General features: G+C 56.1%; 17 protein-coding genes and 2 tRNA genes. 9 read left to right on the forward strand and 10 right to left on the reverse strand.

Annotated elements, in window-relative coordinates; all coding sequences use genetic code 11:
- The first annotated feature begins 8 nt into the window (after positions 1 to 8).
- Positions 9 to 1,106: a FliM/FliN family flagellar motor C-terminal domain-containing protein gene (locus tag ACR0JX_RS05755; protein WP_480542185.1), complete on the forward strand. Its 1,098-nt coding sequence runs from the start codon at positions 9 to 11 to the stop codon at positions 1,104 to 1,106.
- Positions 1,107 to 1,126: 20 nt separating this feature from the next.
- On the opposite strand, the gene ACR0JX_RS05760 is transcribed toward ACR0JX_RS05755, so the two are convergent.
- The 4 genes from ACR0JX_RS05760 to ACR0JX_RS05775 are packed head-to-tail and all read right to left on the reverse strand — an operon-like array spanning position 1,127 to position 3,324.
- Positions 1,127 to 1,558, reverse strand: coding sequence for a protein tyrosine phosphatase family protein (locus ACR0JX_RS05760; RefSeq protein WP_480542187.1), 432 nt, complete (start codon positions 1,556 to 1,558; stop codon positions 1,127 to 1,129).
- Positions 1,559 to 1,567: 9 nt separating this feature from the next.
- Positions 1,568 to 1,999 carry a DUF6691 family protein gene (locus tag ACR0JX_RS05765; RefSeq protein WP_480542189.1) on the reverse strand — a complete coding sequence of 144 codons (432 nt, stop codon included), beginning with the start codon at positions 1,997 to 1,999 and terminating at the stop codon, positions 1,568 to 1,570.
- Positions 1,999 to 2,427 carry a YeeE/YedE family protein gene (locus tag ACR0JX_RS05770; RefSeq protein WP_480542191.1) on the reverse strand — a complete coding sequence of 143 codons (429 nt, stop codon included), beginning with the start codon at positions 2,425 to 2,427 and terminating at the stop codon, positions 1,999 to 2,001. Before ACR0JX_RS05770 ends, ACR0JX_RS05765 begins: the two co-directional genes overlap by 1 nt.
- Before the next feature lie 33 nt (positions 2,428 to 2,460).
- The gene (locus ACR0JX_RS05775; RefSeq protein WP_480542193.1) at positions 2,461 to 3,324 is read right to left on the reverse strand and encodes an MBL fold metallo-hydrolase; all 864 of its coding nucleotides are present in this window, start codon (positions 3,322 to 3,324) and stop codon (positions 2,461 to 2,463) included.
- Between the two features lie 244 nt (positions 3,325 to 3,568).
- On the opposite strand from ACR0JX_RS05775, the gene ACR0JX_RS05780 reads away from it, so the two are divergent.
- Complete coding sequence (locus tag ACR0JX_RS05780) at positions 3,569 to 3,784, forward strand: hypothetical protein (protein WP_170530831.1); 216 nt, start codon at positions 3,569 to 3,571, stop codon at positions 3,782 to 3,784.
- 10 nt (positions 3,785 to 3,794) lie between these two features.
- Here ACR0JX_RS05780 and ACR0JX_RS05785 read toward each other — a convergent pair whose 3' ends face one another.
- The gene (locus ACR0JX_RS05785) at positions 3,795 to 4,013 is read right to left on the reverse strand and encodes a hypothetical protein (RefSeq protein ID WP_170530829.1); all 219 of its coding nucleotides are present in this window, start codon (positions 4,011 to 4,013) and stop codon (positions 3,795 to 3,797) included.
- A gap of 173 nt (positions 4,014 to 4,186) precedes the next feature.
- On the opposite strand from ACR0JX_RS05785, the gene ACR0JX_RS05790 reads away from it, so the two are divergent.
- Complete coding sequence (locus ACR0JX_RS05790) at positions 4,187 to 4,453, forward strand: DUF2312 domain-containing protein (RefSeq protein ID WP_170530827.1); 267 nt, start codon at positions 4,187 to 4,189, stop codon at positions 4,451 to 4,453.
- A gap of 14 nt (positions 4,454 to 4,467) precedes the next feature.
- Here ACR0JX_RS05790 and ACR0JX_RS05795 read toward each other — a convergent pair whose 3' ends face one another.
- The gene (locus tag ACR0JX_RS05795) at positions 4,468 to 5,346 is read right to left on the reverse strand and encodes a hypothetical protein (RefSeq protein ID WP_480542195.1); all 879 of its coding nucleotides are present in this window, start codon (positions 5,344 to 5,346) and stop codon (positions 4,468 to 4,470) included.
- Between the two features lie 175 nt (positions 5,347 to 5,521).
- Between ACR0JX_RS05795 and ACR0JX_RS05800 the strand changes: the two genes are divergently transcribed.
- Positions 5,522 to 5,597: transfer RNA gene (locus tag ACR0JX_RS05800), tRNA-Thr, on the forward strand.
- A gap of 169 nt (positions 5,598 to 5,766) precedes the next feature.
- Here the strand turns inward: ACR0JX_RS05800 and ACR0JX_RS05805 are convergent.
- Entirely contained in the window at positions 5,767 to 5,976 is a 210-nt protein-coding gene (locus ACR0JX_RS05805) for a hypothetical protein (RefSeq protein WP_480542197.1), read from the reverse strand.
- Between the two features lie 493 nt (positions 5,977 to 6,469).
- Positions 6,470 to 6,543, reverse strand: a tRNA-Cys gene (locus ACR0JX_RS05810).
- A 228-nt stretch (positions 6,544 to 6,771) separates the two neighbouring features.
- On the opposite strand from ACR0JX_RS05810, the gene ACR0JX_RS05815 reads away from it, so the two are divergent.
- The 3 genes from ACR0JX_RS05815 (at position 6,772) to ACR0JX_RS05825 (ending at position 9,850) form a co-directional block, all read left to right on the forward strand.
- Positions 6,772 to 7,425, forward strand: a complete 654-nt coding sequence (locus ACR0JX_RS05815; RefSeq protein ID WP_480542199.1) for a protein-L-isoaspartate O-methyltransferase family protein — start codon at positions 6,772 to 6,774, stop codon at positions 7,423 to 7,425.
- Positions 7,426 to 7,520: 95 nt separating this feature from the next.
- Positions 7,521 to 8,939, forward strand: a complete 1,419-nt coding sequence (locus tag ACR0JX_RS05820) for a TolC family outer membrane protein (protein ID WP_480542201.1) — start codon at positions 7,521 to 7,523, stop codon at positions 8,937 to 8,939.
- A gap of 74 nt (positions 8,940 to 9,013) precedes the next feature.
- Complete coding sequence (locus tag ACR0JX_RS05825; protein ID WP_480542203.1) at positions 9,014 to 9,850, forward strand: hypothetical protein; 837 nt, start codon at positions 9,014 to 9,016, stop codon at positions 9,848 to 9,850.
- A 4-nt stretch (positions 9,851 to 9,854) separates the two neighbouring features.
- Here the strand turns inward: ACR0JX_RS05825 and ACR0JX_RS05830 are convergent, their stop codons facing one another.
- Positions 9,855 to 11,312, reverse strand: coding sequence for a cobyric acid synthase (locus ACR0JX_RS05830; protein ID WP_480542205.1), 1,458 nt, complete (start codon positions 11,310 to 11,312; stop codon positions 9,855 to 9,857).
- 59 nt (positions 11,313 to 11,371) lie between these two features.
- Here ACR0JX_RS05830 and ACR0JX_RS05835 point away from each other — a divergent pair, with 59 nt between their 5' ends.
- The gene (locus tag ACR0JX_RS05835) at positions 11,372 to 11,941 is read left to right on the forward strand and encodes a cobalamin biosynthesis protein CobQ (protein ID WP_480542207.1); all 570 of its coding nucleotides are present in this window, start codon (positions 11,372 to 11,374) and stop codon (positions 11,939 to 11,941) included.
- A gap of 78 nt (positions 11,942 to 12,019) precedes the next feature.
- On the opposite strand, the gene ACR0JX_RS05840 is transcribed toward ACR0JX_RS05835, so the two are convergent.
- A complete protein-coding gene (locus ACR0JX_RS05840; RefSeq protein WP_008757056.1) occupies positions 12,020 to 12,340 on the reverse strand; it encodes a DUF6280 family protein in 321 nt (106 codons plus the stop codon).
- A 218-nt stretch (positions 12,341 to 12,558) separates the two neighbouring features.
- Between ACR0JX_RS05840 and efp the strand changes: the two genes are divergently transcribed.
- Entirely contained in the window at positions 12,559 to 13,122 is a 564-nt protein-coding gene (gene efp, locus ACR0JX_RS05845) for an elongation factor P (protein ID WP_480542209.1), read from the forward strand.
- Positions 13,123 to 13,145: the final 23 nt, after the last annotated feature.

Here is a 13,145-nt window from a genome sequence, read left to right on the forward strand (position 1 = left end):
TTTTGGTCATGTCAGAGGCAGGGAACACCGCGCTGTTGCGCAAGCTGTCAGTGGGGCGCGAGGATTTGAAGAACCGGCCGCGTTCAGTGCTGCGCGCACTGCGTCTGGGATTCGCGCGGGCTGCAGCAGATCGGCTGAACCTGCCCCTTGCTGTTATTGGCGCAAAGCAATCGCTGCAGCCTGCCAATGATCTGGTCGACGCGGTTGGCGATGATTGGCTGCTGTTGTTCCTGAAAGGGCCAGATGGAGTTGCAGCCGCCTGCCTTGATCCAAATTCAGTGTCGGCCATTTTGCAGACCCAGACCATTGGTCAGGTCACCGAAACTGCGCCTGAGGCGCGCGGGTTCACAAATACGGATGCGGCAATGACCGCTCCGCTGCTGGAAGCTGCGCTGTCCAAGGCGGCTGAGCTGGCCGAAAATGCATCGGATGATGTGGGCTTGATCGGCTATGAATACATGTCTCGTGCGCAAGATTTGCGATCTGTCTGCCTGACACTGGTTGAAGATATGTATTGCGGTTTTGAACTGACGGTCGACCTGGCAGGTGGCATACGGCAAGGTCATATCTGTGTTTTGTTGCCACAACAGTCATCCCCGGTAGAGGATTGCCTGATCCCTGAAGCGGATGAGGGGCCCAGCCTGGAGCAATCTTCGGGCGTTATCCGGGCCGAATTGAACGCCGTTTTGTGTCGCATGAATGTGCCACTGTCTGAGCTTTCGGGGCTTAGCGCTGGGGATATTCTGCCGCTGCAACATGCGCGCATCGACCGGACAGAAATTCTGGCCATCGATCGGTCGCGGACTGCGGTTGGACGGCTTGGTCAATGTGGTGGCTTGCGTGCGGTGCGGATTAACGAACAGGCTCCTTTGGCTGCGGTATCCGATATTGAAACGCAGGAATTTATCGAAAGCCGGGCAGCTTCGGCCAGTCAAAACGCACCTGATATGCCATTGGGCGCCCAAGCCGTCGACGTCACAGACTATCGCGCTGGTCCGGACACTCTGGAAGCCCACGAGGGTGATCTGAGTTTTGAGAACTCGGAACAAATGGTGGCTGAGATTTCGCAGCTGGCGGGGCTAAGCGGCCCCGATGATGTGAGTTAGCAGTTGGATATACCCGAACCTTAGTCCACAGCCTTGCGCATATGATCCAATGCCGGACGCAGGTTTTCCAACTGGTAGCCTGCGCGTGTTGTGGCATTTAGAATGTCGTCGGTGCTCATTCGGTCGCATTGGCCCAAGGCCCATACGACCGAACACCGCGTGCCAGATGCGCAATAGGCCAATACCGGTCCACCACAAGCTTCGGCCATATCCCTTTGCCGTGCCACATTTTCGGGCGTCATGGTCTGATGGGTCAGTTCCAGAACCTCATACTCCAACCCGGCTGCGCGCACGGCCTCGCCGATGGCGTCGGATTGCATGTCTGAGGGAACCTCGGCGTTGGGTCTGTTGCAAATTACCTTGACGAACCCGGCTTGGGCGATGGCGGGCACATCCTCAACCGTGATCTGCGGTGAGACGGCGTAGCGGGGGGTAATTGGGCGAATCTCCATGCCAAATCCTTAGGTTGGGTTTGCAGCTCTGTCTAGCTGTGCGCCAAGGCCAGGTGCGATGAACATTCCTGTGATCATCGCCAGCATAAACAGCAATCCGCCGAGGCCCCCATAACTTAGCGAAGCCATTGCAGGCCCGGGGCACAGCCCAACAAGCCCCCAGCCCATGCCAAACAGCGCAGAGCCGATGATCAAGCGACGGTCCAGTTCGGGGCGTGGAGGTGCCGGAAACTGGCCGCCTGCGATGGGTTGCCGTCCGTTGGTCATCCGCCAGGCGATCAGCATAGGCAGGATGGCCCCACCCATGACAAAGGCAAGCGTCGGGTCCCAGGCGCCGAACAGGTCCAGCCAACCTTGAACCTTGGTCGTGTCGGTCATGCCCGAAACCAAGAGGCCGGTGCCAAACAAGGCCCCTGCGATCAAAGCGATCAGGATGCGCATCAAATGACCTCCAGCATGTGCCGCAGGGCCAAAACAGTCAGCGCACCAGCTGCGATGTAAATCAGTGTTGCCACAATCCCGCGCGGTGAGAACCGAGAGATGCCGCACACACCGTGGCCAGAGGTGCAACCATTTGCGATGCGGGTCCCGACACCCACCAGCAGCCCGGCGATCACGACCAGCAGCAGATTTCCGGTCAGATGTGTTTCAGAATGTGGCGCGATCAATGGGCGTAACAGCAGGGGCATTCCGATTAAGCCGACAATAAATGCCAGACGCTCGGCGATCTCGTTGCGCGCGCTGCCGTCGACCAGTCCGCCCAGTATACCGCTGGCCCCCATGACGCGGCCATTGCCGAGCAGATACACCGCACCGCCAAGACCAATCAGCAATCCGCCCAAAAGGCCCATCACCCAAGATGCGTCCATATCCGGTTCGTCCTTAATGTTGTTGTCGCAGAGTCAGAGCTTGTTGATCGGCAGCTTGAGCATCACATCGCCCTGCTCATCCGCCGGGGGCATCTGACCCGCACGCATATTGACCTGCAGAGACGGCAGGATCAGGCGTGGCATTGCCAGCGTTGCATCCCGTGCATCGCGCATTTCCACGAACTCTTCGACGCTGCGCCCCTGTCCGATATGAATGTTGAGCGCTTTTTGCTCACCCACAGTGGTTTCCCAGGCGTATTGATCCCGGCCTGGGGCCTTGTAGTCATGTCCCACATAGACCCGCGTTTCATCAGGCAGGGCGAGGATTTTCTGGATCGATTCATACAGCGTAGACGACGACCCGCCCGGAAAGTCGCAACGGGCGGTGCCAAAATCAGGCATGAACAATGTATCGCCAACAAAGGCCGCGTCGCCGATCACATAGGTCAGGCAGGCTGGGGTATGACCGGGCGTGTGCAACACATCCCCACGCATCTGACCGATATGAAAGCTGTCGCCTTGCTTGAACAGGGCATCGAATTGACTGCCATCGCGCTGGAATTCAGTGCCTTCGTTGAATACTTTGCCAAAGGTGTCCTGCACGGTCACGATCTGATCGCCGATCCCGATTTTGCCACCCAGCTTTTCCTGAAGATAAGGCGCGGCCGACAGGTGATCGGCGTGGACATGGCTTTCGAGGATCCACTCGACCTTCAGATCGTTTGACTGGATATAGTTAACGATGACGTCCGCGGCCTTCGTCCCGGTGCGTCCTGATGCATGATCGAAATCCAGAACGCTGTCGACGATAGCGCAGGCCCGGCCTTCGGGTTCGTGCACGACATAGGAAACCGTGAAGGTTTGATCATCAAAAAAAGCCTGCACTTTAGGGGTCATATCATCCTCCGTCCCGGTCTATATAACATGTATTGGATGTGGAATGTGTTTCAACTGCCGATTTGGCAATTGATGTCTGTCAAGGCAGCCACACCAATATTGGATTAAACTTTAGTCGAAGCGGGAAAGACTGCCGAATCTACCGAATTACCCGGCAAGATTCCGCACAACCTGAGGTTAGATTGTTCTGGTCTTAATCCCGTTACCTATATCGGAGATACTGGCGCCACTTGGGAGGAGCGATATGAAACAGAACACCCTGTTTTCCGAATTCACAGAGATTGAACAAAAGCTCGAGAATGCCTGTCTCGATACGCGCCTGGCCCTGCAACCGAGTGTGAGCAAGATCGTTGATCGCATGCGCCGTCAGGGCATGCATGTCCCATCTCGTTTGCGTCGACTGGACTCGGCGTTGTGCGAAGATGCGATGGAAGCGCAGTTTGACAATATGCCTGTCTAAATCCGCAAGGTCATCCGAAGGAAATCCCGAGGATAACCAGCATCAAGCCAATCACCGACAGGAAAAGTGATCCGAGGTTCCAGGGCAGAACGCCCTGAACAACCGCACGCAGTTCATCATCAGACAGTCCGGCCTTGCGCGCTTTCATCACGCGCAGAATGCACCAGACCAACCCGGCAAGCCCGGCAACGGACAGCGCGGCCCCGCCCCAAGTGATGAATTCAAACATGGTTCCCCGCAAAGCTGCCTGATCCGCACCCGCGCATAAAGGATCGGGGCAATTCGCACAAGCGTGCTTTGGGCCCGGTTCAGGATTGCGTGCTTGCGACCGGGGCGGTCGCACTGTATCCGGCATCTTGCCGATGACACAGCATCAGATTCTAGCCTTGGGGAGAGACGCCTATGGAAGACATGACCGAAGATCAGGCCACCGCCAACTACCGCGTCACAGCGGGAGAGCTGCGTCAGTTCATCGAACGGTTTGAACGGCTGGATGCTGAGAAAAAGGATCTGGCTGAACAGCAAAAAGAAGTAATGGCCGAGGCCAAGGCCCGTGGCTACGACACCAAGGTCATGCGGAAGGTGATTGCCTTGCGTAAGCGCGACAAGGACGACATCGCCGAAGAAGAAGCGGTGCTGGAAATGTACAAAGAAGCATTGGGAATGTAGAGCGTCTGACTGGTTCAGACCTCTAATATTCGTACATTCGGCATCGTTCGGATTTTTGCCATGTCTTGTGCATAAAGCTCGGAAAACGCACTGACGATTTCAGTGCTCCAGCCGGGCAGGTCTAACTCCTCCTCAACCCGATCGGGTTGAGCATGGGCCTCAAGTAGCCCAGCCAGTTCAGCGCCTGATGCAAGCCGTGCGCCGGATTGTTCCTGCTGGATCAACGGCAAAAGCTGATGTTTACCCTGTTCGGTCAGTAAAGAAGCGAGCAAGGTATGTTCCCCAGGGATGGCAATGCTGTCGGGCAAACCGGCCATAGCGCGCAGGATGTCTCCCCAGATCAGTGGTGAGTCCTCGTTCTCCCAAAGGGTGATTTTGACATCTGGAACCAGATCGCCCAGGTCTTCGATCATGGTGACCCAGCTGAGACAACTCAGGTCTGTCGTGTCCAGTATTGATCTGGTGCGCGCCGGGTCCAGTGCCGTCAAAACCCTTGGGATGAAAAGGCCGGGGTTCATCAGCCCGGCAAAAATTTCGATCTGCGCGCCATTCAGCAGGTCCTGCGTATACGCAGCCCGCTTCCCCGCAAAGGGATAGATCTGCCCATGTTGCAAGGCTGCGCGCATCGGCCCAAAGAACTTTTCGCTGGAAACAACGACACGCTGAATATCCCCAGCATCAGGCAGCACGGCATTCATCTGCTCGCGTGCCTCTGCAAGAGGCAGACCGCTCGCCATGGCGTCGGACATGACCTTGACGAATTGCCTGCACCGGCGTGGTCCTAGTGGTAAGGTCCCAGCTTTGTACAACGCGCCTTTGTGGGCTGCGAGATTTGCCAGCAATTGTCCCGCATCCGTGTAGGGGACCCCGGCGTGAATGACTACATGCATCATGTTCCTTGCGCCCGACTGTCCTGCAGAGCCGTTTTCAGCTTTGCTTCACTGTTATCAAGACTGGGCATTTCGTTGCGAGTGATTTCACACTTTCTAAGGAAAATCGACAATCCCTAACTCTATGCTAAATTTCCGGCTTGCAGTCTTTCTCTGGAGAAAGTAATCGACGGTCAGCGCCCCTATAGCTCAGCTGGTAGAGCAACTGATTTGTAATCAGTAGGTCCGCGGTTCGAGTCCGTGTGGGGGCACCACTAAATAAGAGCAAAACAAACAGTTACCTCGTTCTAGATTCCCCGTCGGTCCGACCGTCCGAATCTAGCCGTGTTTGTTGGCCTTGGTGCAGTGCGATTGGGTGGTCTTTGAGTTCATTGATCTCACCGATCAAGTGATCAATGCACCGCAAAAAACTGATTTGGACGTTCATTCCATCACGCCCAAGCGCTTGATCCAGCTCTTGAGGCTGCCCTTGATATAGTGCCGTCCGACGCCATCAGAACTCGGGTCAGTGTGAAAACAACACTTTCCTTTTTGCTTTACGCCACCGACAGAATAGCCACTGATGCCGACCAGATAGCGAGTGTTGAAAACGCGCGCGGTGCCGTCAACTTTTTCAGCGAAAAACAGTTTCATTCGGTTATTCTCCTGCTCGATTTCCGGGGGTGTAGATCGTCACTATTTACCGGGGGTTGGCATGCACCGCCCCCACGGAACTTACTGGTTAGCCAGTATGCATGAACAAAATACTCGGTACCCGTTCGATCGTTGCGAAAAATGAACCGTTTCGTTGGGGTGAGAATGAGTGCGTCATGTTAGAAGCCTCCCCCAAAATACCAACGCCAGATCCGCTTTCACGGGTAACCTGCGCACCCATGAGACACTGGACTTTAGTGTTTATTCAAGTGCGCGCTCCAGTCGTGTACAGCGGTCCAGATCACCAGCTCGATGCGGGCAGTGCGTACGCAGCGATATTCTTACAGATGCTCGTCTTCCCTTAATAGAAGGAGTGATAAGCCAACGGGAGCAATAAACACCGTGTCTTTAAAGGCTTAGGCAGGATGATTGTATCATTGTAGGTGTGTCCCACCCGAGCACCACAGGGCTAAATCAATGATTTGGAAATAATTGGAGGCGAGTACCGGAATCGAACCGGTGTACACGGATTTGCAATCCGCTGCGTCACCACTCCGCCAACTCGCCTTTTCAAGTAAAATCAAATACTTGCCATGGTGTGGTTGGCGTTTTAGCAGCTTTGCGGCAGGGCGTCCAGAGGACAGCCATGAAATTTCCGGACCAAAGTGCGAAATACCGCGATTTCATACTCAGCCCAATCATTGATGATGAATGATTGCGGCAATAGAGGCGTTGCCGGTGACCAAGGGATGTGGCAAAAGCCGAACAGGCTTGAGACTTCAGACGAGAGATCACATGACAGATTTCGCAACGCGACGCCGCATAATGGTTGATACTCAGGTGCGACCTTCGGATGTGACGAAGTTCCCGATCATTGATGCCATGCTCTCGGTGCCGCGCGAAGACTTTGTGCCGGATTCGCAGCGCGAAGCCGCCTATGTCGAAGATGTAATCGATCTGGGGAATGGGCGTAGTTTGTTGGAGCCGCGAACCCTGGCCAAGATGTTGGATGCGTTGAATATTTGCAATGACGAGGTCGTGCTCGATATCGCGCCGGCTCTGGGGTATTCGACCGCGGTAGCCGCGCGTATGGCAGAATTGGTTGTTGCAGTGGAAAGCGACGAAGCATTGGCATCGGAGGCGCAAAATGCGCTCACCGAAGTTGCTGCTGACAATGCCGTGGTGCACGTTGGTCCTTTAGAACAGGGTGCGGAAGAGCATGGGCCCTACGATGCGATCATGATCCAGGGAGGGGTGCAACAAGTGCCGGGCGCTCTGTTGGATCAATTGAAAGACAATGGCCGCATCGCCTGCTTGTTTGTCGAGGACGGCTTGGGTGTTGTTCGTATCGGGCGCAAGACGGGTGGGCGTGTCAGCTGGCGTGACGTTTTCAATGCCAGCGCGCCAGTGCTGGATAGCTTTTCCCATCAGAGTGCATTTTCGCTATAGTCCAGAGGTAGTTTGTTCTGCCACCTTGATTAGTTGAAAATGACGGCGCAAATTGCCGACAGGGCAGAAATTTTTTGAGTTGAGAGGATTTGGTGATGCGTAGGACGGCGACTGGCAAACTGGTCAGAGCGTGTGCATTGACCGCAGGACTGGCCTTAAGCGTTATGCCGCTGCGTCAGGCATGGGCTGATAACCTTACAGATGCGTTTATCGGGGCCTACAACACCAGCGGGTTGTTGGAGCAAAATCGCGCGCTGCTGCGGGCTGCAGATGAAGACGTGGCGATTGCGCTGGCTGCTCTGCGCCCCATCATCGACTGGACCGTGCGTGTCACGCAAACTTACAACCGAAGCAGAACCAGCGGCGTTGTATCAAGCAATGAGCCCACAGATTTTTTCACGGGTCTGACGCTGAGCCAGTTGGTCTATGACGGTGGCGCATCCGTTCTTGGCAAGCAATCCGCGCAGGAAACTGTTCTGGCGACACGTCAATCGCTGATCAATATCGAGCAACAGGTTCTATTCCGCGCGGCGACCGCCTATCTGAATGTGCTTTTGCAGGAAGAGACAGTTCAAATTCGTCAAAACAACGTCGATCTGTCCAGTGAAGAACTGCGGGCATCGAATGACCGTTTCGAAGTGGGTGAAGTGACCCGGACTGACGTGGCCTTGTCGCAGTCACAGCTGGCAAGCTCGCGCGCGGATCTTGCCGATGCGCGTGGTGATCTGAGCACGGCACAAGCGGAGTATGTCAATGCCGTCGGCAAACTGCCGGGCCGCACAACGGGGCAGCCCAGCCTGCCAAACTTACCGCGCTCGCAGTCCGAGGCGATCAATCTGGCGCTTCGCAATCATCCGTCGATCTTGTCGGCCCAGCATCAGGTGCGCGCTTTGGATTTGACCGTTCAGCAGCAGCGTGCCGGACTTGGTCCAAATGTCAGTTTGAGTGCAGATGCCGGTCTGACTGAGAGCTACGACAATGACGACAACAACGAAAACGCATCTGTCTCGCTGATCTTCCGCCAGCCGATCTATGCTGGTGGCCGATTGGCAGCGGTTGTCCGCCGTGCCATGGCCACCCGAGATGCGTCGCGGGCGAACCTGTTGAATGTGCAAAAAGATATCACGCAGGGCGTGACCGATGCCTATGTCCGGTTTGAAACTGCAACAGCTAGTCTGACGGCATCGACCGAGCGCGTTCGCGCGTCGCAGGTGGCGTTCGACGGTATCCGCGAAGAGGCCACACTTGGTGCACGTACCACATTGGATGTGTTGACGGCCCAGCAGGATTTGCTGGATGCGCAACTGGCTGAGATCGCATCGCGGACCGAGCGTTCGCTGGCCGCGTATCAGCTGCTTCAGGCTCAGGGCCTTCTGACGGCCGAACGTTTGGGACTGGCTGTGCAGATTTACGACCCGACGCTGTACTACAATCTGGTCAAAAATGCACCAGCGCAGGTCAGCAAACAGAGCAAGGATCTGGATCGCGTGCTAAAAGCGTTGCGCCGGGACTGACGGGCAATACTACCTGTTGTTCGCTTTGACAGGATTGGCTACACTCTACCCTGAGGATAGAGCGGTAGAGAAAAATGGCGGATAATGTCGTAAAAGCCGGGATCGAAGACGTTTTGTCTTCGGTCAAACGTCTTGTCAGTGAAGAAGGTAAAACGGGCAAGGGGGCTGATCAAAGCGCCAAAGCGCGCAAACCCGGTCGTTTGGTGCTAACGGATGCGCTGCGCATCTCAAAACCCGCTGCGGCTGAAACTGCCCTGTTGAAACTGGAACCTGAATACAGTGCCGAAGTTTCGGCAAAACCAATGCTGCTGCGCGCCTGCGATATCGTGCGAGATGATGCGGGCGCCGATCAGGAAACCCCCAGCGAAGTGGCGATGGATGAGCATTCGGACGACCCGACACTCAGCCTGAGCGCAAAGATTGAAGCGCTGGAAGCTGCCATTGCCCGTACTGAAGATCAGTGGGAGCCTGACGGTGACAGCGATGATGCCTATTCAGGTACACCGAATCAAAGCCTGTCCTGGGATACGGGTACGGCATTTGCTGAAGGTGATGGGCAAACCTCTCTGGATGAACAGCCAGAAGATGAACTGCCCCAGAGCGATCAGGTTGCTTCCGACGTCGAAGAACCAGTCATCGAAACGCCTCAACAAGAAGAGTTAGAAAGTGATGAGGCGCAGCCCGCCACATTTATCCGCTCTGCCGAGGCTGTGCCCGTGACCGAGGCTGCGGAACAGGAGGCTGCGCAGCTTCGGGAATTGTCAGTCGACGAAGAAGCGCTGCGTTCAATGATCGCCGAGGTCGTCCGGGAAGAGCTGAAAGGCGCGTTGGGCGAACGGATCACGCGCAATGTCCGCAAAATGGTGCGGCGCGAGATTTATCGCGCATTGGCTGCGCAGGAATTGGAATAGCCGCTCAGGCGCGCTTGGGTGCCTGCGCCAGTTCCAGCAACAGGTCTAAATCCATGGTCTGTTCCAGGTGATCGGCCAGCGCATCAAGCGTTTGCTCAACCCCGTCTTCATACGCATTCTCAGATTTCACACCCAATGTTGCCAGATATTGGGCGCGGAACACATCGGATGAGAATATGCCGTGCAGGTAGCTGCCCAGAATACGGTTGTTTGCGCTTGCAGCCCCTTCGGGGCGACCATCGACCTCCAGCCAAGCACGTGCGCAATCCGGGCCTTCGGTCCGGCCCATATGAATTTCATACCCGCTGACAGGCGCGCGGTTGGGCAGGGCAATGGCTTCGGTCAGCGTCACATGTTTCTTGCCTGCCATGACTGTGTCGACATCTAGGAGGCCGAGCCCGTCAATCGTGCCTGGACGACCATCCACGCCATCCGGATCAGCGATGGTTTTGCCCAGCATCTGATAGCCGCCACACAGGCCCAGAACATGTCCGCCACGACGGACATGCGCCAGCAGGTCGATATCCCATCCCTGAGCCCTGAAATAGGTCAGGTCGCCGATGGTGGATTTGCTGCCGGGCAGTAACACAAGGTCGGCATCGCCGGGCAAGGGGCGGCCTGCGGGTATGATCTCGACGCTCACGCCGGATTCTGCGGATAACGGGTCCAGATCGTCGAAATTGGCCATCCTCTCAAGTTGAGGAACCACAACCTTACAGGCGCCGCCGGTATGGGATCGAATGTCCATCATGTCTTCGGCGGGCAGTTTCCACGCATCGTGAAACCAGGGAACAACGCCCAAGCATGGCCAACCGGTGCGTTCCGCAATGTCATCGCGCCCTTCATCGAAAAGGGACACATCGCCCTTGAACCGGTTCACGGCAAATCCCTTGATCATCGCCAGATCGCCGTCATCCAGTACGGCTTGGGTACCAACGATCTGCGCGATCACGCCACCCCGGTGGATGTCACCGACCAGAACCACAGGAACACCCGCTGCACAGGCAAAGCCCATATTGGCGATGTCGCCCGTGCGCAGGTTGGTCTCGGCTGGGCTGCCGGCCCCTTCGATCAGGACCAGATCGGCATCCCCGCACAGCCGGTCAAAACTCTCCAACGCGGCGCCCAGCAACTTGGATTTGTCCTTGCGATAGTCTCCTGCCTTCATGGTCCCAGCGCGCTGCCCCTGCACGATGATCTGAGCACCGGTGTCGGTTTCGGGTTTCAGCAGGATCGGGTTCATATCCGTATGCGTGGCACGTTTTGCAGCCCGCGCTTGCAACGCCTGGGCCCGTCCGATCTCACCCCCGTTTTCGGTCACTGCAGCATTGTTCGACATGTTCTGCGGTTTGAACGGAGCAACTCTCAACCCACGCCGCGTATAAGCGCGCGCCAGCCCGGCCACGAGCACCGATTTCCCGACATTGCTGCCGGTACCCTGAATCATGATGGCACGAACCATAGTCGTCTCCTATGCTGGCGTGCAGATGACCTGATTTGACGCCGAAGGGAAAGCCCTGGATGAATACGCCCGCGCATCTTTTGATCGGCGCCGCCGTTTTTGCACGGCCTGCGCACGGGCGTATCCTGGGGGCCGCGCTGCTGGGGTCGCTGTTGCCAGACCTGTCGCTTTATCTGATGGCGGGTACATCACTCTATGTTCTGGGTATTCCGCCGAACGTTGTCTTCGATGAGCTTTATTTCTCGCCTGCATGGCAGGCGATCTTTGCCATCGATAACTCATTCCTTCTGTGGGGGTTGGCTTTGGCGCTTGGGATGTGGCGAGGATGGCAGTTCCTCACCGTGGTCGCCTCTGCAGGATTACTGCATCTGGCAACCGACTTCCTGTTGCATGCAGGCGATGGGCGTCCCCAGTTCTGGCCGCTCAGCGATTGGGTCTTTCACAGCCCAGTCAGTTATTGGGACAGTACGCATCACGCATTCTGGGTTGTGCCGATCTCGACTCTGATTTGCGCAGCCGCCTATGCGGTTTTGTGGCGCCGGGGCCTTTCGATCACGGCCAAGATATTTTTTACTGTGTTGCTGGGCGCTGAATTCTGGACCGCTTGGCAATGGTTGCGGTTTTTCTGACCACAATCTTCTGACCACACAAAGAAAAACGCGCCCCGGTGACAGGGGCGCGTTTTTTCAAACCTGCTGTTAGCAGGCTCAGGCTGCTTCGGCCTGCTGAGCGGCGTTGCGACGCTCACTTTCTTCGCGGGACAGCGCTACAGAGGTGCGCACACCGCGACCGACGAACTCCATCAAGCCACCGACAACCCGCTCGTTGGGGTCGATACCGGCACAGGATAAAACTTCGCGCCCATCACGCGAACGGGCCCAGCGGGCGATCTGTTCGGGGCCATTGCCGTATTTCTTGTCATCGGCGATAGCATCATCAAGCGCAGCCAACACAACGGCTGCAAAAAGTTTGCGAGCACGATTGCCTTGCTCATTGTTAAAGGCAGTGCCGTCAACGAAATCTCTCATCTCGTCTTCCTTGTTGTTCTTGCTCTTGCATTTTCGGCGTGACGGTCCTTATGACCTATTAGGTGCGATTCGGATACACCTAAAATGCATAGTTGCGTTGCGTCATGTGCATAGCTTGCTGCGGGTGCAGCACTAAGTGTCGTTGTCTTGTCAGGGTTGGTCCTGCCAGATATAGGGACGGCAACTGACGCATCAACCGTTTGTGAAGGAAATATGTAATGCCCAAGATAAATGGGAACGAAATTCGCCCCGGCAATGTGCTTGAGCATAACGACGGGCTGTGGGCAGCTGTAAAGGTGGATCACGTAAAGCCCGGTAAAGGCGGCGCTTTTGCGCAGGTCGAGCTGCGCAACTTGCGCAATGGGTCCAAGCTGAACGAACGGTTCCGTTCTGCGGATAAGGTCGAACGCGTGCGCCTTGAGCAGAAGGATCAGCAGTTCCTGTACGAGTCCGATGGCATGCTGGTGTTCATGGATGCCGAGACCTATGAACAGATCGAACTGCCAGCTGACCTGCTGGGCGAACGGCGCCCGTTTCTGCAGGACGGCATGACAATCGTTGTAGAATTTTATGAAAGCGAGGCGTTGAACGCGACGCTGCCGCAAAAGGTGACTTGCAAGATTGTCGAGACCGAGCCGGTGGTCAAAGGTCAGACCGCAGCGAACTCGTTCAAACCGGCGATTTTAGACAATGGTGTCAAGGTCATGGTGCCGCCCTTTGTCGGGCAGGATGAGATGATCATCGTAAACACCGAGACCATGGAATACTCCGAACGCGCGTAACACTGCATCAAGCGTTCCATGGA

It is taken from the genome of Ruegeria sp. AH7 (assembly GCF_056541325.1).

Excerpts from the sequence above, each read along its gene's own strand:
- ACR0JX_RS05820 (WP_480542201.1), top strand. The coding sequence starts at position 7,521 with ATGCGTAGGACGGCGACTGGCAAACTGGTCAGAGCGTGTGCATTGACC.
- ACR0JX_RS05815 (WP_480542199.1), top strand. The coding sequence starts at position 6,772 with ATGACAGATTTCGCAACGCGACGCCGCATAATGGTTGATACTCAGGTG.
- ACR0JX_RS05835 (WP_480542207.1), top strand. The coding sequence starts at position 11,372 with ATGAATACGCCCGCGCATCTTTTGATCGGCGCCGCCGTTTTTGCACGG.
- efp (WP_480542209.1), top strand. The coding sequence starts at position 12,559 with ATGCCCAAGATAAATGGGAACGAAATTCGCCCCGGCAATGTGCTTGAG.
- ACR0JX_RS05775 (WP_480542193.1), bottom strand. The coding sequence starts at position 3,324 with ATGACCCCTAAAGTGCAGGCTTTTTTTGATGATCAAACCTTCACGGTT.
- ACR0JX_RS05755 (WP_480542185.1), top strand. The coding sequence starts at position 9 with ATGTCAGAGGCAGGGAACACCGCGCTGTTGCGCAAGCTGTCAGTGGGG.
- ACR0JX_RS05830 (WP_480542205.1), bottom strand. The coding sequence starts at position 11,312 with ATGGTTCGTGCCATCATGATTCAGGGTACCGGCAGCAATGTCGGGAAA.
- ACR0JX_RS05760 (WP_480542187.1), bottom strand. The coding sequence starts at position 1,558 with ATGGAGATTCGCCCAATTACCCCCCGCTACGCCGTCTCACCGCAGATC.
- ACR0JX_RS05840 (WP_008757056.1), bottom strand. The coding sequence starts at position 12,340 with ATGAGAGATTTCGTTGACGGCACTGCCTTTAACAATGAGCAAGGCAAT.
- ACR0JX_RS05770 (WP_480542191.1), bottom strand. The coding sequence starts at position 2,427 with ATGGACGCATCTTGGGTGATGGGCCTTTTGGGCGGATTGCTGATTGGT.
- ACR0JX_RS05790 (WP_170530827.1), top strand. The coding sequence starts at position 4,187 with ATGGAAGACATGACCGAAGATCAGGCCACCGCCAACTACCGCGTCACA.
- ACR0JX_RS05765 (WP_480542189.1), bottom strand. The coding sequence starts at position 1,999 with ATGCGCATCCTGATCGCTTTGATCGCAGGGGCCTTGTTTGGCACCGGC.
- ACR0JX_RS05825 (WP_480542203.1), top strand. The coding sequence starts at position 9,014 with ATGGCGGATAATGTCGTAAAAGCCGGGATCGAAGACGTTTTGTCTTCG.
- ACR0JX_RS05780 (WP_170530831.1), top strand. The coding sequence starts at position 3,569 with ATGAAACAGAACACCCTGTTTTCCGAATTCACAGAGATTGAACAAAAG.
- ACR0JX_RS05795 (WP_480542195.1), bottom strand. The coding sequence starts at position 5,346 with ATGATGCATGTAGTCATTCACGCCGGGGTCCCCTACACGGATGCGGGA.
- ACR0JX_RS05805 (WP_480542197.1), bottom strand. The coding sequence starts at position 5,976 with ATGAAACTGTTTTTCGCTGAAAAAGTTGACGGCACCGCGCGCGTTTTC.
- ACR0JX_RS05785 (WP_170530829.1), bottom strand. The coding sequence starts at position 4,013 with ATGTTTGAATTCATCACTTGGGGCGGGGCCGCGCTGTCCGTTGCCGGG.